Raw genomic sequence first — 17182 nt, 5'->3', positions numbered from 1 at the left:
CCATGCCGTCCGGCGGCTTGTCAAAGGGTTGACAGCGAGCCAAGACGGCACCCAAGGTGACCTGGACAGGATATGGACCGGTCCAAAGAGGGGCTGTCAGTCATGGTGGACACGCTCGGCGTCGCCGTCGTCGGATTCGGCTGGATGGGGCGGGTGCACACCCAGGCGTACGCCCGTGTCCCGCACCACTACCCCCGGCTTCCCCTGCGTCCGCAGCTCGTGACCGTCGCCGAGGAGGTGCCGGGGCGGGCCGAGGAGGCCGCCGCGCAGTTCGGGTTCGCCTCGACGACCCGTGACTGGCGCGAGGTCGCCGCCGACCCGCGGGTCCAGGCGGTCAGCATCACCGCGCCGAACTTCCTGCACCGCGAGATCGGCGTGGCGATGGCCGAGGCGGGCAAGCACATCTGGATCGAGAAGCCGGTGGGCCTCACCGCCGGGGACGCCCGGGCGGTGGCCGAGGCGGCCGCCAAGGCGGGGGTGCGGAGCACGGTCGGCTTCAACTACCGCAACGCGCCTGCCGTCGAGGCCGCCCGCGAGCTGATCGCCTCCGGGGAGATCGGCACGGTCACCCATGTCCGCATCCGGCTCTTCAGCGACTACGCGGCCCACCCGCAGTCCGCCCTGACCTGGCGCTTCGAACGCGAACGCGGCGGCAGCGGAGTACTCGGCGACCTCGCCTCGCACGGCGCCGACCTGGCCCGCTTCCTGCTCGGCGACATCGCTTCCCTCACGGCCGACACCGCGGTCTTCGTGCCGGAGCGCGCCCGGCCCACCGGCGCCACCGCCGGGCACACCCTCGCCACCGGAGAACTCGGGCCGGTCGAGAACGAGGACTACGTCAACTGCCTGCTGCGGTTCGCCTCCGGCGCCCGGGGTGTCCTGGAGGCCTGCCGGGTCTCGGTCGGCGAGCAGAACAACTACGGCTTCGAGGTGCACGGCACCAAGGGCGCGGTGTTCTGGGACTTCCGCCGCATGGGCGAGCTGGGCATCAGCCGCGGCACCGGCTACCAGGACCAGCCGGTCAGCACGGTGTATGTCGGCCCGGGCGACGGCGAGTTCGGCGCTTTCCAGCCGGGCGCGGCCAACGCCATGGGCTACGACGACCTCAAGGTCGTGGAGGCGTACCGCTTCCTGCGTTCGGTCGCCGAGGGCACGTCGTACGGGGCGACTCTGCAGGACGCCGTGCACAGCGCCGCCGTACTGGACGCGATGTCCCGGTCCGCGGAGAGCGGTTCGTGGGTGGACGTGTAGGAGGAGCCCCTTCAGTACGGCATGTTGTACGGCGTCACCACCTGTATCGCCGAAGGTGTCGTCGGCCCGGCCGGCGGCAACGCCCCGTGCGCCCGCATCACGATGTGGCACGCCTCCCGCATGTCCTGCCGCAGGTCGTGGTGGAGGACTGCCGACAGGCGGTGTTCGCGCAGCAGCCGGTCGTTGTCGTGGTCGAGGTCGTGGGCCACGAACACCGCGCACTCCCTGCCCAGGTCCTCGAAGGCCCTGAGCGTGGCGATGTTGCCGCCGCCGATCGAGTAGACCGCGCGGATCTGCGGATCCCGCTCCAGCGCGGCCCGGACGAGGTCGTACTGCGTGGCGTCCAGGCCCTGGCCCTCGGCGATCTCCACCACCGCCCGCTCCGGGTGGCGGGTGCGCATGGCGCTGCGGAAGCCCATCTCGCGCTCCTCCTCGTTGCGGAAGAAGCCGCTGCTGAGGCTGGTGAGGACGTTGCCGGGGCGGTCGCCGAGCCACTGGCCCATGAGGTAGGCGGCGGTCGCTCCCGCCGCCCGGTTGTCGATGCCGACGTAGGCGAGGCGGGCCGTGGACGGCAGGTCGGTGACGAGGGTGACCACGGGGATGCCGGCCTCCGCGAGCCGGCCGACGGCCGCCGTGACCTCGGGGACGTCCGGGGCCTTCAGGATCACTCCCTGGGAGCCGCGCCGGGCTATCCGGTCGAGGGTCTTGGTCAGTTCCGCCACCGGCCCGGTCTCACGGAAGTGGAAGCGGGAGCGCAGGACCGCGGGGTGCAGCGCGGGCAGCTCGGCCTCCAGGGCCGCACGCACGGCCGTCGAGAAGCGCTCCGGCGTCTGCATCACTATGTCGATCATGAAGGTGCGGCCGACCAGACGGACCTGGGTGCGCTGCCGGTCCAGGTCGGTGATCGCCTGACGGACCTCGCGGGCGGTGTTCTCCCGGACCCCTCCCCTGCCGTTCAGGACCCGGTCGACGGTGGCCTCGCTCAGCCCCGCCTGACGTGCGATCTCCCGGATCGGATAGGGGTGGCCCACGCGCGTGCTCCTTGAGGGGTTTTTGATGGCTGCCTGCTGGTTGTTCGACGGCTTTGTCATGACAAGAATGACAGCGCTGAGTCGCCCCTGTCACCGAGAGGACACCGATGTCCTTCACCGCCGTACACCGCCGTGCCTGGCTGTCCGAGCAGGACTGCGACCTCGACTCGTTCCGCGCGCTCGTCGAGCGGACGGCCGACCCCGCCGACTACCCGCACGCCGCAGCCGCGGAGCGGAACGTCCTGCTGTACGACACCGAGCGCCTCCTCGGTGCCAAGGACCGCAGGGAGGTCCAGGAGGAGCTGGTGCGGGCCCTGGCCGACGGCCCCGGGGTCGTCGTCTTCCAAGGGGCGTTTCCCGATCACGCGGTCGTGGACCGGTTCACCGAGGTCTTCGACTCGCTGATCCGCGAGCAGTACGCGGCGGGCACGACCGCGGGCGACCACTTCGCGAAGCCCGGTGCCAACGAGCGGGTGTGGAACGCGCTGGAGAAGGCCGCCCTCTACGACCCGGCCGCGTTCGCCGACTACTACGCCAACCCGGTCCTCGCCCTGGTGTCCGAGGCCTGGCTCGGCCCCGCCTACCAGGTCACCTCGCAGGTCAACGTGGTCAACCCGGGCGGCCTCGCGCAGACCGTGCACCGCGACTACCACCTCGGCTTCCTCTCCGACGAGGTCGCCTCGGCCTATCCGGCGCACGTGCACCGGCTCTCGCCCGTGCTCACGCTCCAGGGCGCCGTCGCGCACTGCGACATGCCGGTGGAGTCGGGGCCGACCCTGTACCTGCCGTTCTCGCAGCTGTTCGAGCCCGGGTATCTGGCGTGGCGGCGGCCGGAGTTCCAGGCGTACTTCAAGGAGCACCACGTCCAGTTGCCGCTCGCGAAGGGCGACGCCGTCTTCTTCAACCCGGCGCTGTTCCACGCGGCCGGGACCAACCGCACCACCGACGTGCGGCGCATGGCCAACCTCCTTCAGGTGTCCTCGGCCTTCGGCCGTGCCATGGAGACCGTGGACCGGGAGGCGGTGTCGAACGCCGTCTACCCGGCCCTGCTGCGCCGCAAGGCCGACGGCGCCGACGCCGAGTGGCTGGACAACGTGATCGCCGCGAGCGCCGAGGGCTACCCCTTCCCCACCAACCTCGACTGCGACCCACCGGTCGACGGACTCGCCCCGCCCTCCCAGGCGGACCTCGTACGACGGGCCCTCGCCGAGGGCTGGACCGCGCGGACGCTCCGGGACGAACTGCGGGCGGGCGCCGAGCGGCGCACGAGCTGACTCGGCGCCGCACGAACTGAAAGGTACTGGCACATTCATGGGACTTCTCGACGACAAGGTCGTCCTCGTCAACGGCGGCAGCCAGGGCGTCGGTGCCGCCATCGCCCGGGCCGCCGTCCGCGAGGGCGCGGTCGTGGCCGTCACCGGCCGGCGCCCGGAGCCCGGCGCGGCGCTGGTGGCGGAGCTGGAGGCGGCGGGCGGCAAGGCGCTGTTCGTCCGCGCCGACCTCGCCGACGCCGAGCAGGCCAAGGCGTCCGTCACCCGGGTCGTCGAGGCGTACGGCCGGGTCGACTGCCTGGTGAACTCTGCCGGGCTCACCTCCCGGGGCACGCTCCTCGACACCACGCCCGAGCTGTTCGACCAGCACATCGCGATCAACCTGAAGGCGCCGTTCTTCGCGATGCAGGCGGCGGTGGCGGACATGGTCGGCCGCAAGGCACCCGGCACGGTCGTCAACATCATCACGTCCTCGGCGCACGGCGGGCAGCCGTTCCTCGCGCCCTACGTGGCCGCGAAGGCCGGCCTGATCGGCCTGACCCGCAACGCGGCGCACGCCCACCGCTGGGACCGGGTGCGGATCAACGGCCTGAACATCGGCTGGACGGCGACCGAGGGCGAGGACGCCACCCAGAAGACCTTCCACGGCGCCGGTGACGACTGGCGTGAGGAGGCCGCCGCCAAACTCCCCATGGGCAAGCTCGGCCAGCCGGACGAGATCGCCGACTTCGTGGTCCTCCTGCTGTCCGACCGCTCGGGCGTGGTCACCGGTTCGGTGATCGACTGGGACCAGAACGTCCTGGGCGGCCTCGACTGACCCCTTTCCCCACGTGTTCCCGACTTGAGAAACACCGCTCGCAAGAAACACCCTCAAGGAGCTGCACCCTCATGCGTATCGGAATCCTCGGCCTCGGCCGCATCGGCGCCTTCCACGCCGAGACCCTCTCCGGACTCGACGCGGTCGAGTCACTCGTGCTCACCGACCCCTTCGCGGAGGCCGCCAAGTCCGCCGCGGAGCGGTTCGGCGGCGAGGTCGTCGACTCGCCCGAGGCCCTGCTGGCCTCCGGCGTGGACGGCATCGTGGTCGCGGCGGCGACGGACGCCCACCCCGGGCTGATCCTGGCCGGCGTCGAGGCCGGCATCCCCGTCTTCTGCGAGAAGCCCGTCGCCAAGCACATGAGCGAGGGCGTCGAGGTCCTCAGGGCCGTCCAGGGCAGCGACGTGCCGATCCAGATCGGCTACAACCGCCGCTTCGACACCGGTTTCGTCAACGCGCGGGCCGCCGTGCAGAGCGGTGAGCTGGGCAAGCTGCACACCGTGCGCTCCACCACCCTGGACCCGGCCCCGCCGCCGGCCGCGTACGTCGCCGCCTCCGGGGGCATCTTCCGGGACTGCTCGGTGCACGACTTCGACATCATCCGCTGGGTCACCGGCCGCGAGGTCGTCGAGGTGTACGCCGTCGGCGGCAACCGGGGCGCCGACTACATCAAGGAGGCGGGCGACGCCGACACCACCGGCGCGATCCTCACCCTCGACGACGGCACGATCGCGGTGGTCTCCAACTCCCGCCACAACGCCCGGGGTTACGACGTCCGCATGGAGATCCACGGCTTCACGGACTCCATCGCCGTCGGCCTGGAGGACAAGCTCCCGCTCCGCTCGGTCGAGCCCGGGGTGACCTTCCCCGCGGGCACCCCGCACGACTTCTTCATGGACCGCTTCACCGCGGCCTACCGCGCCGAACTCACCGCGTTCACCGAGGTCGTGGCCGGCACCCGGCCCTCCCCGTGCACCATCGCGGACGCCCTGGAGGCGGGCTGGATCGCCGAGGCGTGCACGCTGTCCCTGCACGAGCACCGCCCGGTGACGATCGCCGAGGTCCGCTCCGCCTGAGCCCGCCGCCGTGTCCCGGGCGCCCGTGCCCGGGACAGGCGGGGGTGAACGCTGCGCCCGCGACGCCCGTTTACGGTCACGTGATCTCTCCGTACGACCATGAGAGCCTCCCACGTCCGACCGACCCAGGAGTCACGAGCATGCAGGAGTTACGCGAGACCGCAGGCCCCCGAACCGTGGCCGTCGTAGGGGCGGGACCGAGCGGCCTGGCCGTCGCCCGTGAACTGGAGCGCGCCGGGCACCGGGTGACGGTGCTGGAGGAGCAGGACACGGTGGCCGGGAAGTGCCAGAGCGTGCACGTCGACGGGCACGCCTTCGACCTCGGCGGTCACATCTGCACCAACAGGTACGAGCGGATCGCGCAGTTGCTGACCGAACTGGACGTGGAGACGGAGCGCACCAGCCGCTACCGCGTCCTGGACGCCGGGGGACGTGCCCTGCGGCAGCCGATGGCGTTCCTGCGCGACGGCTCCCTGCAGCGCTACCGGGCCCTGCGCGAGAGGGAGTTCCCCCGCATCGGCGAACCCGGGCTCGCCCACTCCGCGCGAGCGCTCGCCGCCCCCGTCGCCCGGTGGATCGCCGACCACGGTCTCGACTCCATGGCCGACTCCTTCGGCACCGGGTACACGGCCGCCGGGTACGGCCATCTCGACGACGACATTCCCGCGCTGTACTTCGTGAAGTACGCGGAGATGACCGGGCTGTTGGACCCGGGCCGCGGACTCCTCGGCCACCCCGGCGACTTCACCCTCGTGGGCGGATTCGCCACACTGTGGCGCCGGGTCGCGGAAGAGCTGAAGGACGTGCGGTGCGGGGTGCGCGTGAGGTCGGTGGAGCGCCGCGGGGACGGGGTGCGGGTGCGCACCGACTCGGGGCCGGTCGAGGCGGACGACGTGGTGATCGCGGTCGCGCCGGACCGTGTCCTGCCGGTCCTGGACGCCACCGACGAGGAGCGCGACCTCGCGGCGCGGATCCGCGGCAACGCCTATCACACCACCCTCGCCGCCGCGTCCGGGCTCCCGGGGGACGCCTTCTACTTCCTGGCCGCCCACACCGCGAGCCGCGAGACGGCCGGCCACTGTGTGTCGTACCACCACCGCTATCCCGGCAGCGAGGTGCGGACCTTCTACTCCTACGGCCGCCCCGGTGACGTCACCGAGCTGCTGCGGGAGGACATCGAGACGCTCGGCGGGCGCCTCACCGAGGTGCATCTCCAGCGGGAGTGGGCGTTCATGCCGCACTTCGGCAGCGCCGACCTCATGGACGGCGCGCTGGACCGGCTCGACGCGCTGCAGGGCCGCAACCGCACCTACCACGTCGGCGGACTGCCCGGCTTCGAGCTCGTCGAGTGCACCGTGGCCCACGCCCAGGACCTCGCGCGCCGCCACTTCCCGCCCACCGGGGCACACTGACCCGGCAGGATCACGGCCCTGCCACGATCGAGGAGGAACGGCAGACATGAGCGAACCGCTGCGCATCGGAGTCCTGGGAGCCGCACGGATCAGCGGGGCCTCGCTGATCGGCCCGGCCCGGGCGACCGGCCACCGGGTCGTGGCGGTGGCCGCGCGCGACCGGGCCCGCGCCGAGGCCTACGCGGCCGAGCACGGTGTGGAGCGGGTGGCGGGGTCGTACGCCGAACTGATCGCCGACCCCGAGGTGGAGGCCGTCTACAACCCGCTCGCCAACGGGCTGCACGGGCCGTGGAACCTCGCGGCGCTCGCCGCCGGCAAGCATGTGCTGAGCGAGAAGCCGTCGGCGAGCAACGCCGAGGAGGCCGCGGAGGTGCGGGAGGCGGCCGCGAAGGCCGGGACGGTCTTCATGGAGGCCTTCCACTACCTGTTCCACCCGGTCACCCGGCGCCTCCACGAGATCCTCGCGAGCGGGGAGATCGGGGAGCTGCGGCACGTCGAGACCATGGTCGCGATCCAGGCGCCGCCGGATGCCGATCCCCGCTGGTCGCTGCCGCTGGCCGGCGGGGCGGTGATGGACCTCGGCTGCTACAGCCTGCACGCGCTGCGCATGCTGACCCCCTGGGCGGGCGGCGCCCCGCGCCTGGTGTCCGCGCGGGGCGGGGAGAGGGCGGGCGCTCCGGGCGTCGACGAGTGGCTGGACGCCGATCTGGCCTTCCCGGGCGGTGCGACCGGGTCGGCGCGTTGCCACATGGCGTACGACCGGCTGGAGATGAGCTGCCGGATCATCGGTTCGCGGGGGGAAGTCCGCGCGCCGAACTTCGTGCTGCCGCACACGGACGACCGGGTCGTGGTGCGCACGGCCGACGGCGAGCGCACCGAACGGCTCGGCACCCGGTCGTCGTACACCTACCAGCTGGAGGCGTTCGCGGACCGGGTGCGCGGGGGTGCGCCGCTGCCGCTGGACGCGGACGACGCGGTGTCGACGATGACGCTGATCGACGCCGCCTACCGGGCGGCCGGGTTCGAGCCGCGGCCGCGCTCGTCCTAGGTGTCGCGCAGTCGCGCGAGTTCGCGCCGGGTGCGCGACTCCTTCTGGGTCTGGCCGAGTTCACCGAGTACGTCGGCGAGGCAGCCCAGCGCCGAGTCCAACTCGCCGATGCCGTGCGGCTTGCGGGCCTCGGCCACCGCCTCCACGGCGTACGCGCCGGCCTCGGCCGGGTCGCCGGTGGCGCTGTGGCAGCGGGCGAGGTCGACCAGGAGCCGTACCCGCAGCGGCAGGACGATCCCGGGGGCGGCCCACGCGAGTGGCCCCCGAAGCGCCGCCCGGGCCTCGGGGCCCACGCCCAGCGCGTCCTCGTACCGGCCCAACGCCCGCAGCACACCGACCAGTTCGGAAAGGGCCTGCGGCCGCACCAACTCGACGTGCGCCAGCTCCCGCAGTGACATGGCGGCGAGGAGCGCGGCACACTCCTCGTAGACGGCCACGGACTCCTCGCTGCGGCCGACCGCGGCGAGCAGCATCCCGTAGGTGCGCAGCGCCCCGGGCAGGCTTCCGAGCGCGCGGTCCCTGCGGTCGGGGGCGGACAACGCGCGGTACGCCTCCACGCTCGCGTGGGCCACCGCCACGGCCTCCTCCGCCCGGCCGATGCCCGCGAGCGCCTGCGCCCGCACGTCTGCCAGGAAGGCGGTCAGCGCCGGCGGCTCCTGGTCCGGCACGTCGGCTGCGGCCGCGTATGCCTCCTCGTGGCGGCCGGACAGCAGCAACGCGTGGGCGCGCAGCGCCAAGGCGCGGCTGAGACCGTCCTCATCGGCCGTCGCGCGGTAGACCGAGACCGCCTCGTCGGCCCAGGCGAGCCGCCGCGCGGCCGACGGCGACCGCAGCCCCGCCCAGGAGGGCGTGACGCAGTGCGACAGTGCCGCCCCGAGCAGCGGTCCGCCCCTCTCCGGCGCCAGCCGGGCCGCCGCGCGCGGCAACGGCAGCAGTATCCGTACGAGTCCCATGGGCACCCCCTCGCCGCCCCGCCGAGGACAGCCGCGCCATGGTCGCACAAGGGCTCACGCCGAGGCCGCGATTCACCGAGTACGTAGCGAGCACGGGGGAACTTCGCCGAACTCCCCGCACAGCACGCAGTCAGCCGTACAGCGCGGGCCGTTCCACGAGTTCCACCGGCACCCGGCCGCCCTCGTTCAGCGACCGTACGCCCGCCTCGCACACCGCGGCCGCCGCGTAGCCGTCCCACACGCCGGGGCCGGTGACCTCGCCGCGGCGGGTGGCGTCGACCCATGCCTGGATCTCACGGTCGTAGGCGTCGGCGAAGCGTTCGACGAAGTCCTGGGCGATGGTGCCGCCCCAGCGCCCCGCCATGTTGGTGACCATGGCGTGGCCGTCGCCGACCCGGGCGGTGCCGCGTTCGCAGACCGCCTCGGCCTGGACCTGGTAGCCGAAGCCGCAGTTGACGAAGATCTCCACGTCGGAGAGGGCGCCGCCGTCGGTCTCGAAGACGACGAACTGGGGGTCCTGGAGGTCGTCGGGGGCGTTCGCCGAAGGGGTCGGGCGCAGCACCGTGACCGCCGTGATCTCGTGTCCGAGCAGCCAGCGGGTCACGTCGGCCTCGTGGGCCACGGAGTCGCTGATCAGCATGGGGCTGGTGAAGAAGGGCGGGCTCGCGGCGTTGCGGTGCCGGTGGTGCAGCATCAGCGGCCGCCCCAACTGGCCGGTTCCCAAAAGGAACTTGAGCTTCATGTACTCGGCGTCGTAGCGCCGCATGAAGCCCACCTGGGCCCGCCGCCGCCCCAGTCGCTGCTCGGCCTCCATGACGCGCAGCGCGGAGGCCGCGTCGGGGGTGAGCGGTTTCTCGCACAGTACCGGCAGGTCGTGCTCGAAGGCCTGGAGAAGTGCCGCCTCGTGGGCGGGGCCCGGTGAGGCGATCAGGACGGCGTCCACGTCGGCCGCCGCCATCGCGGAGGCCGGGTCGGTATGGGCGGTGCAGCCCTCGACGCGGGCGGCGATCTGCTGGGCGCGCTCCGCGTCGAGGTCCACGACGGCGCTCACCCGGGCGCCGCTGACGACCTCGTGGAGGCGGCGGACGTGGTCGGCGCCCATCTTGCCGGTGCCGATGACGGCGACGCCCAGCGTGGCTCGCTCGGTCATGGTCATCCCTTCAGGCGCCGCAGGACCTCAGGAACTTACGGGTGCGCACCGCGATCGGCAGCGGCTTGTCCGGCTCGCACGGGTACATGTCCTGCTCGACGATGGCGAACAGTTCCACACCGAGTTTCTGCGCGGCCACCAGCACCGGCTCCAACTCCGGTACGCCAAAGGGCGGTTCGCACATCACCCCGCGCTGGACGGCCGGGCCGAACGGCACCTCGTTCTTCACGACGTCCGCGAGGATCACCGGGTCGACCTGCTTGAGGTGCAGATAGCCGATGCGCTCGCCGTACGTCTCGATGAGCTTGACGCTGTCCCCGCCGCAGTAGGCGTAGTGCCCCGTGTCCAGGCAGAGGTTGACGAGCTCGGAGTCCGTCGAGTCCAGGAAGTGCTCGACGTGGTCCTCGGTGTCGAGGTGGGTGTCGGCGTGCGGGTGGACGACGAGGTCGAGCCCGTATACCTCCTTCACCTCGTGGCCCAGCCGTTCCATGCCCTTGGTGAGGTGCGCCCACTGCTCGTGGGTCAGCTCGGGCGGCTCCAGGAGCTCGGCGGTCCTGTCGTCGCGCCAGAAGGACGGGATGACGACGAGGTGCCGGGCGCCCGTGGCCTGGGTGAGCGCGGCGACCTGGCTGACGTGCTCCCAGGTCGGCTCCCACACCGAGGGGCCGCGGTGCAGACCGGTGAAGACCGTGCCCGCCGAGACCTTGAGGTCGCGCCGGGCGATCTCGTCAGTGAGGCGGGCCGGGTCGGTGGGGAGATAGCCGTACGGCCCCAGCTCGATCCAGGAGTAGCCCGCCTCGGCGACCTCGTCCAGGAAGCGGTCCCACGGCACCTGGGCCGGGTCGTCGGGGAACCAGACGCCCCAGGAGTCCGGGGCCGAACCGACGCGGATACGGTCGAGCGGGGCCGCCATCTCAGGCCTTCCCCTCGCCGGCGGTGGCCGCGGTGAGGTCGTCCTCCTCGGGGAGGGCTTCGGTGTCGACACCCCGGACCTGGGACAACTCGTGCTTGAGCGCGGCGAGTTCGGCGCCGCCGGCCATGTGGTTGGTCAGCTCCTCCAGGGTGATCCGCTCGCGGGGAGCGGACAGTTCCATGGTCCCCAGGCGCAGCACGCTGAAGTGGTCGCCGACCATGTAGGCGTGGTGCGGGTTGTGGGTGATGAAGATGACCCCGAGACCGCGGTCGCGGGCGGCGGCCACGTACTTGAGGACGACGCCGGACTGCTTGACGCCCAGGGCGGCGGTGGGCTCGTCCAGGATCAGGACGCGGGCGCCGAAGTAGACGGCGCGGGCGATGGCCACGCACTGGCGCTGGCCGCCGGAGAGGGTGCCGATGGGCTGTTCGAGGTCGTCCAGGACGATGCCCATCTCGCGCAGCTCGTGGTCGGCGGTCTGCTTCATCTTCTCGATGTCGAGACGCCGGACCGGCCAGGGGCCCTTGGTCATCTCGGAGCCGAGGAAGAAGTTGCGCCACACCGGCATCAGCGGGACCACGGCCAGGTCCTGGTAGACGGTCGCGATGCCCTTGTCGAGGGCCTCGCGCGGGGTGGTGAAGCGCACCGGGGTGTTGTCGACGAGGAAGTCGCCCTCGGTGTGCTGGTGCAGCCCGGAGATGATTTTGATCAGGGTGGACTTGCCGGCCCCGTTGTCGCCGAGCACGCAGGTGACCTGGCCGGGATGGACCGTCAGGTTCACCCCGTGCAGGGCGCGGATGTTGCCGTAGGACTTGCCCGCGCCGCGCAGCTCGACGATCGCCCCGCCGTCGCCGCCGGGGGCGGTCTCGGGGGTGTCGGCGAGGATCGCGCCGTGCGGGCCGGTCTCTTCAGTGGTCATAGTGCGGTTACCTCCGGGTCGCGGTGCGGCTGACCCACAGATTGATCATGACGGCGCCCAGCAGCATCACGCCGAGGAAGGCCTTGAACCAGTCCGGGTTCCAGTTGGCGTAGACGATGCCCTGCTGGACCATGCCGAACATGAACGCCCCGAACACCGGTCCGATCGCGCTGCCCGCGCCGCCGGTCAGCAGACAGCCGCCGATCACCGCGGCCGAGATGTAGATGAGCTCCTGGCCGACGCCCTCGCCGGACTGCACGGTGTTGAAGGAGAACAGGTTGTGCATGCCGACGAACCAGGCGGCGAAGCCGACCAGCATGAACAGGCTGATCTTGGTGAAGGTCACGGGGACACCCACGGCGCGGGCGGAGTCCTTGTTGCCGCCCACCGCGAAGATCCAGTTGCCGTACCTGGTGCGCAGCAGCACCCAGGTGGCGAGCGCGGCGAAGATCAGCCAGTACACGACGGTGATCTTGATCTGGACGCCGCCGACGTCGAAGGACGATGCGAAGACCTTCTTGGCCTGGTCGAAGCCGTCCATGTCGGAGATGTCGTCGGTGGCCACGTTGCCGGTGACCAGCTTGGTCACCGCCAGGTTCACGCCCTGCAGGATCAGGAACGTGCCCAGGGTGATCAGGAAGCTGGGCAGTCCGGTCCTGACGACCAGCCAGCCGTTGAGGAACCCGATCGCCAGCGCCACCAGCAGCGCCACGACGATGCCCACCCACACGTTCAGGGTGAGCTGGAAGGCGAACATCGACGCGGTCAGCGCCGAGGTGATCACCGCGACACCGGAGGAGAGGTCGAACTCCCCGCCGATCATCAGCAGCGCGACCGGCAACGCCATGATCCCGATCGTCGACGACTGGTAGAGGATGTTCGCCATCGAGCTGCCGTCGCGCACCGGCGGGGCAGCGATCAGGAAGAACACCCACACCGCCACCGCGCCCAGGAACACGCCCACCTCGGGGCGCGCCAGGAGCCGCAGGGCGAGTGGTCGTTCCGTGGTCCGGCCGTCCTTGGCCTTGCTGGGGCCGGAGGCCGGCGGTGTGGTCACCGCCGGCTCGGCGTGCTGGGTCATACCCATCACCTGGTGCCCTTCGCGGCGAACTTGGCCACGGCCTCGACGTTCGACTTGTCCACGAAGGCCGGACCGGTCAGCACCGGCTGCTCGCCGCCGCCCATGTAGTTGCCGTTGCTCTTGTACAGCCACAGCGAGTCGATCGCCAGGTAGCCCTGGAGGTAGGGCTGCTGGTCGACGGCGAAGGCGATGGTGCCCTTGCTGATGGCGGTCGTCAGGTCCTTGTTGAGGTCGAAGGTGGCGACCTTGGCCTTGCTCCCGGCGTCGGAGCCCGCCTGCGACGCGGTCAGCGCGATGGGGGCGCCCAGGGCGACGACGTAGTCGATGGACTTGTCCTGGCTGAGCTTGGCGGTGATCGTCGACTTCACGGACGGCATGTCGGCGCCGTTGACGTTCAGCGTCTGGAACTTGCCGGAGAAGGTCTTCTTCACACCGTCGCAGCGCTGGGTGAGGCCGATGTTGCCCTGCTCCTGGATGACACAGACGGCGCTCTTGGCGCCCTCCTGGTTCAGCCGCTTGCCGAGCGCCTCACCGGCCACCGTCTCGTCCTGGCCGAAGAACTCCATGAGGCCGAGCTTCTGCCACTCGCTCACGCCGGAGTTCAGGCCCACGACGGGTATGTTCTGCGCCTTCGCCTTGGCGACGACGTCCTTGAGGGCGTCGGGCTTGGCGAGGGTGATGGCGATGCCGTCGACCTTCTGGTCGATGGCGTTCTGGACGAGGTTGGCCTGGCCGCCCGCGCTCGGGTCGGCGGAGTAGACCAGCTTGACGTTGTCCTTGGCGGCGGCGGCCTGGGCGCCCTTGCGGACGATGTCCCAGAAGGTGTCGCCGGGCGACTGGTGGGTCACCAACGCGATGGTCATCCGGGGGGTGGTGGCCTTGCCCGCGGAGGCGCCGTCCGCGCTCTCCTCGGACTTCTTGCCGCCCGAGCTGCTGGAGCAGCCGGCGAGCGTCAGGGCCGCGGCCGCAGCCAGGGCCACGGCGGGAGCGAATCTCCGCGAACGGGAGAGAGAAGAGCGGTCCATCTTTCCTTGCACCTCACTGTGCGACGGGGGAACGTCGGGAAAGGGGGCGGGATCTACGAAAACGCGCCAACTTGCGTTGGGACGGGATCCAACTCCCCTGGCGCGGCCGCTGTCAATACTTTGTTAAGACATCATTTCACGATCAGGTCCGAATGTAAGTACAAACTATTGACAGCGTCGCCCTTCGAGCCCTACACCTGGGATGCAACGGGCCCGGAGGGCCTCGCATCCCCAGTCCGGATCGAGGAGCGTCGCGCATGGTCGAGCCAGTCCAGCAGTTCGACGTGATCAGTATGGGCCGGATCGGAGTTGATCTCTACCCGCAGCAGTCCGGGGTGCCGCTGGCCCAGGTCCGGTCCTTCGGGAAGTTCCTCGGCGGGTCGGCCGCCAACGTCGCGGTCGCCGCCGCCCGGCTCGGCCGCTCCACCGCGGTCATCACCCGCACCGGAGCCGACCCCTTCGGTACGTATCTCCACCGGACCCTCACGGATCTCGGCGTCGACAACCGCTGGGTGACACCGGTGGAGGCCTGTCCGACCCCGGTCACCTTCTGCGAACTCTTCCCGCCGGACGACTTCCCGCTGTACTCCTACCGCCATCGCACGGCACCTGACCTGCGGATACACACCGACGAGCTCGACTACTCCGCCATCCGCGCGGCCCATCTTCTGGATCACCGGCACCGGTCTCAGCGAGGAGCCGAGCCGCTCGGCCACGCTCGCCGCGCTCAAGTGCCGCGACCGGGCCGGCACCACGGTCTTCGACCTCGACTGGCGGCCCGAGCTGTGGAGCGGCACGGCCTGGGCGGACCCCGACGAGGCCCGCCCGTACTACGCCGAGGCCCTGCGGCACGCGACGGTCGCGATCGGCAATCTCGACGCATGCGAGATCACCACCGGGGTCCGCGACCCCCGGGCGTGCGCCGAGGCCCTGCTGGAGGCGGGCGTGGAGCTCGCCGTGGTGAAGCAGGGCCCGAAGGGTGTCCTCGCCGTGCACCGGGACGGCACCACGGCCGAGGTCCCGCCGATCCCGGTCGAGGTGGTCGACGGTCTCGGCGCCGGCGACGCGTTCGGCGGCTCGCTCTGCCACGGCCTGCTGTCCGGCTGGGAACTGGAGAGGACCGTCCGGTACGCCAACGCGGCCGGCGCCCATGTCGCCGCCCGCCTCGCCTGCTCCTTCGCGATGCCGACGCAGGCGGAGGTCGACGGTCTCCTGAACGGCGTCTCCTCGTGACCGCGGACGGGCCACTTGGCTGCCGTACATCGATCCCGGCACCCGGCGGCAATCGGTCCTCCTTCCCCCTCTACACCGCACCGGAGAAGTTCTCATGAGCACCACCACCCGCCTGACCGTCGCCCAAGCCCTGGTCCGGTTCCTGTCCGTCCAGTACACGGAGCGGGACGGCGTACGGCACCGGCTGATCGCCGGGACCTGGGGCATCTTCGGCCACGGCAACGTGGCGGGCATCGGGCAGGCCCTCCTGGAGGCGGGCGAGGACGCGATGCCCTTCCACCAGGGCCGCAACGAGCAGGCGATGGTCCACGCGGCCGTCGGCCACGCCCGCCAGCTGAACCGCCTGTCGGCCCAGGCGGTCACCACGTCGATCGGTCCGGGCGCCACGAACCTGGTCACCGGCGCGGCCCTGGCGACGATCAACCGCCTCCCGGTCCTGCTCCTGCCCGGCGACTACTTCGCCACCCGCGCCGCCGACCCGCTCCTCCAGCAGCTGGAGCACCCCACGGAGGCGGACGTGTCGGTGAACGACACCCTGCGCCCGGTGTCCCGCTACTTCGACCGGGTCCACCGCCCCGAGGCCCTGATCCCCTCCGCCCTGCAGGCCATGCGGGTGCTGGCCGATCCGGCCGAGACCGGCGCGGTCACCCTCGCCCTCCCCCAGGACGTGCAGGCGGAGGCGTACGACTGGCCGGAGGAGTTCTTCGCCGAACGGGTGTGGCGGGTACGGCGGCCCGCGCCGGACCCGGTGGAGCTGGCGGAGGCGGTCAGGGCGATCCGGTCCGCCGGCCGCCCCCTCATCGTGGCGGGCGGCGGAGTCCACCACAGCGAGGCCGAGGAGACGCTGAAGGCCCTGGTGGACGCCACCGGCATCCCGGTCGCCTCGACCCAGGCGGGCAAGGGCTCCCTGCGCCACGACCACCCCGCCGACGTGGGCGGCATCGGCCACACCGGCACGGCAGTCGCCGACGACCTCGCGCGCACCGCGGACCTGGTCATCGGCGTGGGCACCCGCTACTCCGACTTCACCACCGCCTCCGGCACCCTCTTCCAGAACCCGGACGTCCGTTTCCTCAACCTCAACATCACCGCCTTCGACGCCCACAAGCTGGCCGCGCGGACGGTCGTGTGCGATGCGCGGGCGGGTCTGGAGGCGCTCACGTCGGCGCTGGAGGGCCACCGCGTGCACGCGGCCTACGAGGCCGAGTACGGCACGGGCAAGGCGCGCTGGGAGCAGGTCGTGACCCGGGCCTTCGAGGCCGCGGACGAGAGCGCGGTACCGACCCAGACCCAGCTGCTGGGCGCGCTGGACGCGGTCGTCGGCGACGAGGACGTGGTGATCAACGCGGCGGGCTCGCTCCCCGGCGACCTGCACAAGCTGTGGCGGGCCCGCAGCCCGCGCCAGTACCACCTGGAGTACGGCTACTCCTGCATGGGCTACGAGATCCCGGCGGCGATCGGGGTCCAGCAGGCGACCCCGGACACCCCGGTGTGGGCACTGGTCGGCGACGGCACGTATCTCATGATGCCGACGGAGCTGGTCACCGCGGTCCAGGAGGGCCTGCCGATCAACCTGGTCCTCATCCAGAACCACGGCTACGCCTCCATCGGCGGCCTGTCGGAGTCGGTGGGCGGTGAGCGCTTCGGCACGGCGTACCGCCACCGTGACCCTGCCGACGGTTCATACACGGGGGCCCCGCTCCCGGTCGACCTGGCCGCGAACGCGGCGAGCCTCGGCATGGACGTCCTGCGCGCCAAGACCGTCCGGGAGCTGCGCGAGGCCCTGGCCACGGCCCGCTCCTCGGACCGCCCGACCTGCGTCTACGTCGAGACGGACACCGCGACCCCGACCGCTCCCCCGGCGGAGGCCTGGTGGGACGTGCCGGTGGCGCAAACGGCGTCGCGCGAGGCCGCCGTGCGGGCGCGGACGGAGTACGACCGTCAGGCGGCCGCTCGCCGCACCCACCTGTGACGTCCCGCCCCCGACCCTTTGAGGGAGGTA

The 17182-nt window shown here is 71.6% G+C and carries 14 protein-coding genes and 1 pseudogene; 8 read left to right on the top strand and 7 right to left on the bottom strand.

Annotation, left to right across the window (positions count from 1 at the left end):
- The first annotated feature begins 102 nt into the window (after positions 1 to 102).
- On the top strand, positions 103 to 1251 hold the full coding sequence (locus ACIRP7_RS24590; RefSeq protein WP_403663329.1) for a Gfo/Idh/MocA family protein: 1149 nt from the start codon (positions 103 to 105) through the stop codon (positions 1249 to 1251).
- An 11-nt stretch (positions 1252 to 1262) separates the two neighbouring features.
- Here the strand turns inward: ACIRP7_RS24590 and ACIRP7_RS24585 are convergent, their stop codons facing one another.
- The gene (locus tag ACIRP7_RS24585) at positions 1263 to 2282 is read right to left on the bottom strand and encodes a LacI family DNA-binding transcriptional regulator (protein WP_403663598.1); all 1020 of its coding nucleotides are present in this window, start codon (positions 2280 to 2282) and stop codon (positions 1263 to 1265) included.
- 107 nt (positions 2283 to 2389) lie between these two features.
- Between ACIRP7_RS24585 and ACIRP7_RS24580 the strand changes: the two genes are divergently transcribed.
- From ACIRP7_RS24580 to ACIRP7_RS24560, 5 genes are all read left to right on the top strand, one after another.
- Entirely contained in the window at positions 2390 to 3556 is a 1167-nt protein-coding gene (locus ACIRP7_RS24580; protein WP_403663326.1) for a phytanoyl-CoA dioxygenase family protein, read from the top strand.
- Positions 3557 to 3593: 37 nt separating this feature from the next.
- A complete protein-coding gene (locus ACIRP7_RS24575) occupies positions 3594 to 4370 on the top strand; it encodes an SDR family oxidoreductase (RefSeq protein ID WP_403663323.1) in 777 nt (258 codons plus the stop codon).
- 71 nt (positions 4371 to 4441) lie between these two features.
- Positions 4442 to 5446 (top strand): Gfo/Idh/MocA family oxidoreductase, encoded by a 1005-nt coding sequence (locus ACIRP7_RS24570; RefSeq protein WP_403663320.1) that lies wholly within the window; start codon positions 4442 to 4444, stop codon positions 5444 to 5446.
- Positions 5447 to 5586: 140 nt separating this feature from the next.
- On the top strand, positions 5587 to 6858 hold the full coding sequence (locus ACIRP7_RS24565) for a protoporphyrinogen/coproporphyrinogen oxidase (protein WP_403663317.1): 1272 nt from the start codon (positions 5587 to 5589) through the stop codon (positions 6856 to 6858).
- Between the two features lie 46 nt (positions 6859 to 6904).
- Positions 6905 to 7906 carry a Gfo/Idh/MocA family protein gene (locus ACIRP7_RS24560; RefSeq protein WP_403663314.1) on the top strand — a complete coding sequence of 334 codons (1002 nt, stop codon included), beginning with the start codon at positions 6905 to 6907 and terminating at the stop codon, positions 7904 to 7906.
- Here the strand turns inward: ACIRP7_RS24560 and ACIRP7_RS24555 are convergent.
- The 6 genes from ACIRP7_RS24555 to ACIRP7_RS24530 all read right to left on the bottom strand — a co-directional run bounded on the left by ACIRP7_RS24555 (position 7903) and on the right by ACIRP7_RS24530 (position 13947).
- A complete protein-coding gene (locus ACIRP7_RS24555; RefSeq protein WP_403663311.1) occupies positions 7903 to 8859 on the bottom strand; it encodes a hypothetical protein in 957 nt (318 codons plus the stop codon). The genes ACIRP7_RS24560 and ACIRP7_RS24555 overlap by 4 nt on opposite strands.
- A 130-nt stretch (positions 8860 to 8989) precedes the next feature.
- Positions 8990 to 10009 (bottom strand): Gfo/Idh/MocA family protein, encoded by a 1020-nt coding sequence (locus tag ACIRP7_RS24550; RefSeq protein ID WP_403663308.1) that lies wholly within the window; start codon positions 10007 to 10009, stop codon positions 8990 to 8992.
- Positions 10010 to 10019: 10 nt separating this feature from the next.
- On the bottom strand, positions 10020 to 10922 hold the full coding sequence (locus ACIRP7_RS24545; RefSeq protein WP_403663305.1) for a sugar phosphate isomerase/epimerase family protein: 903 nt from the start codon (positions 10920 to 10922) through the stop codon (positions 10020 to 10022).
- Between the two features lies 1 nt (position 10923).
- Complete coding sequence (locus ACIRP7_RS24540; RefSeq protein WP_403663302.1) at positions 10924 to 11841, bottom strand: ATP-binding cassette domain-containing protein; 918 nt, start codon at positions 11839 to 11841, stop codon at positions 10924 to 10926.
- Between the two features lie 7 nt (positions 11842 to 11848).
- On the bottom strand, positions 11849 to 12928 hold the full coding sequence (locus tag ACIRP7_RS24535; RefSeq protein ID WP_403663299.1) for an ABC transporter permease: 1080 nt from the start codon (positions 12926 to 12928) through the stop codon (positions 11849 to 11851).
- Positions 12928 to 13947 carry a sugar ABC transporter substrate-binding protein gene (locus tag ACIRP7_RS24530; protein ID WP_403663296.1) on the bottom strand — a complete coding sequence of 340 codons (1020 nt, stop codon included), beginning with the start codon at positions 13945 to 13947 and terminating at the stop codon, positions 12928 to 12930. The genes ACIRP7_RS24535 and ACIRP7_RS24530 overlap by 1 nt, the downstream gene beginning before the upstream one ends.
- A 257-nt stretch (positions 13948 to 14204) precedes the next feature.
- Here ACIRP7_RS24530 and iolC point away from each other — a divergent pair.
- Both iolC and iolD read left to right on the top strand, forming a co-directional pair.
- Positions 14205 to 15180 (top strand): annotated as a pseudogene (iolC, locus tag ACIRP7_RS24525) (5-dehydro-2-deoxygluconokinase).
- Positions 15181 to 15274: 94 nt separating this feature from the next.
- Complete coding sequence (iolD, locus tag ACIRP7_RS24520) at positions 15275 to 17152, top strand: 3D-(3,5/4)-trihydroxycyclohexane-1,2-dione acylhydrolase (decyclizing) (RefSeq protein ID WP_403663293.1); 1878 nt, start codon at positions 15275 to 15277, stop codon at positions 17150 to 17152.
- The last annotated feature ends 30 nt before the right edge of the window (positions 17153 to 17182 follow it).

The sequence above is a fragment of the Streptomyces sp. NPDC102270 genome (assembly GCF_044766405.1).
Taxonomy (GTDB): domain Bacteria; phylum Actinomycetota; class Actinomycetes; order Streptomycetales; family Streptomycetaceae; genus Streptomyces.
The sequence above is the reverse complement of the archived record's forward strand: the minus strand, read 5'-3'. Positions and strand labels throughout refer to the sequence as shown.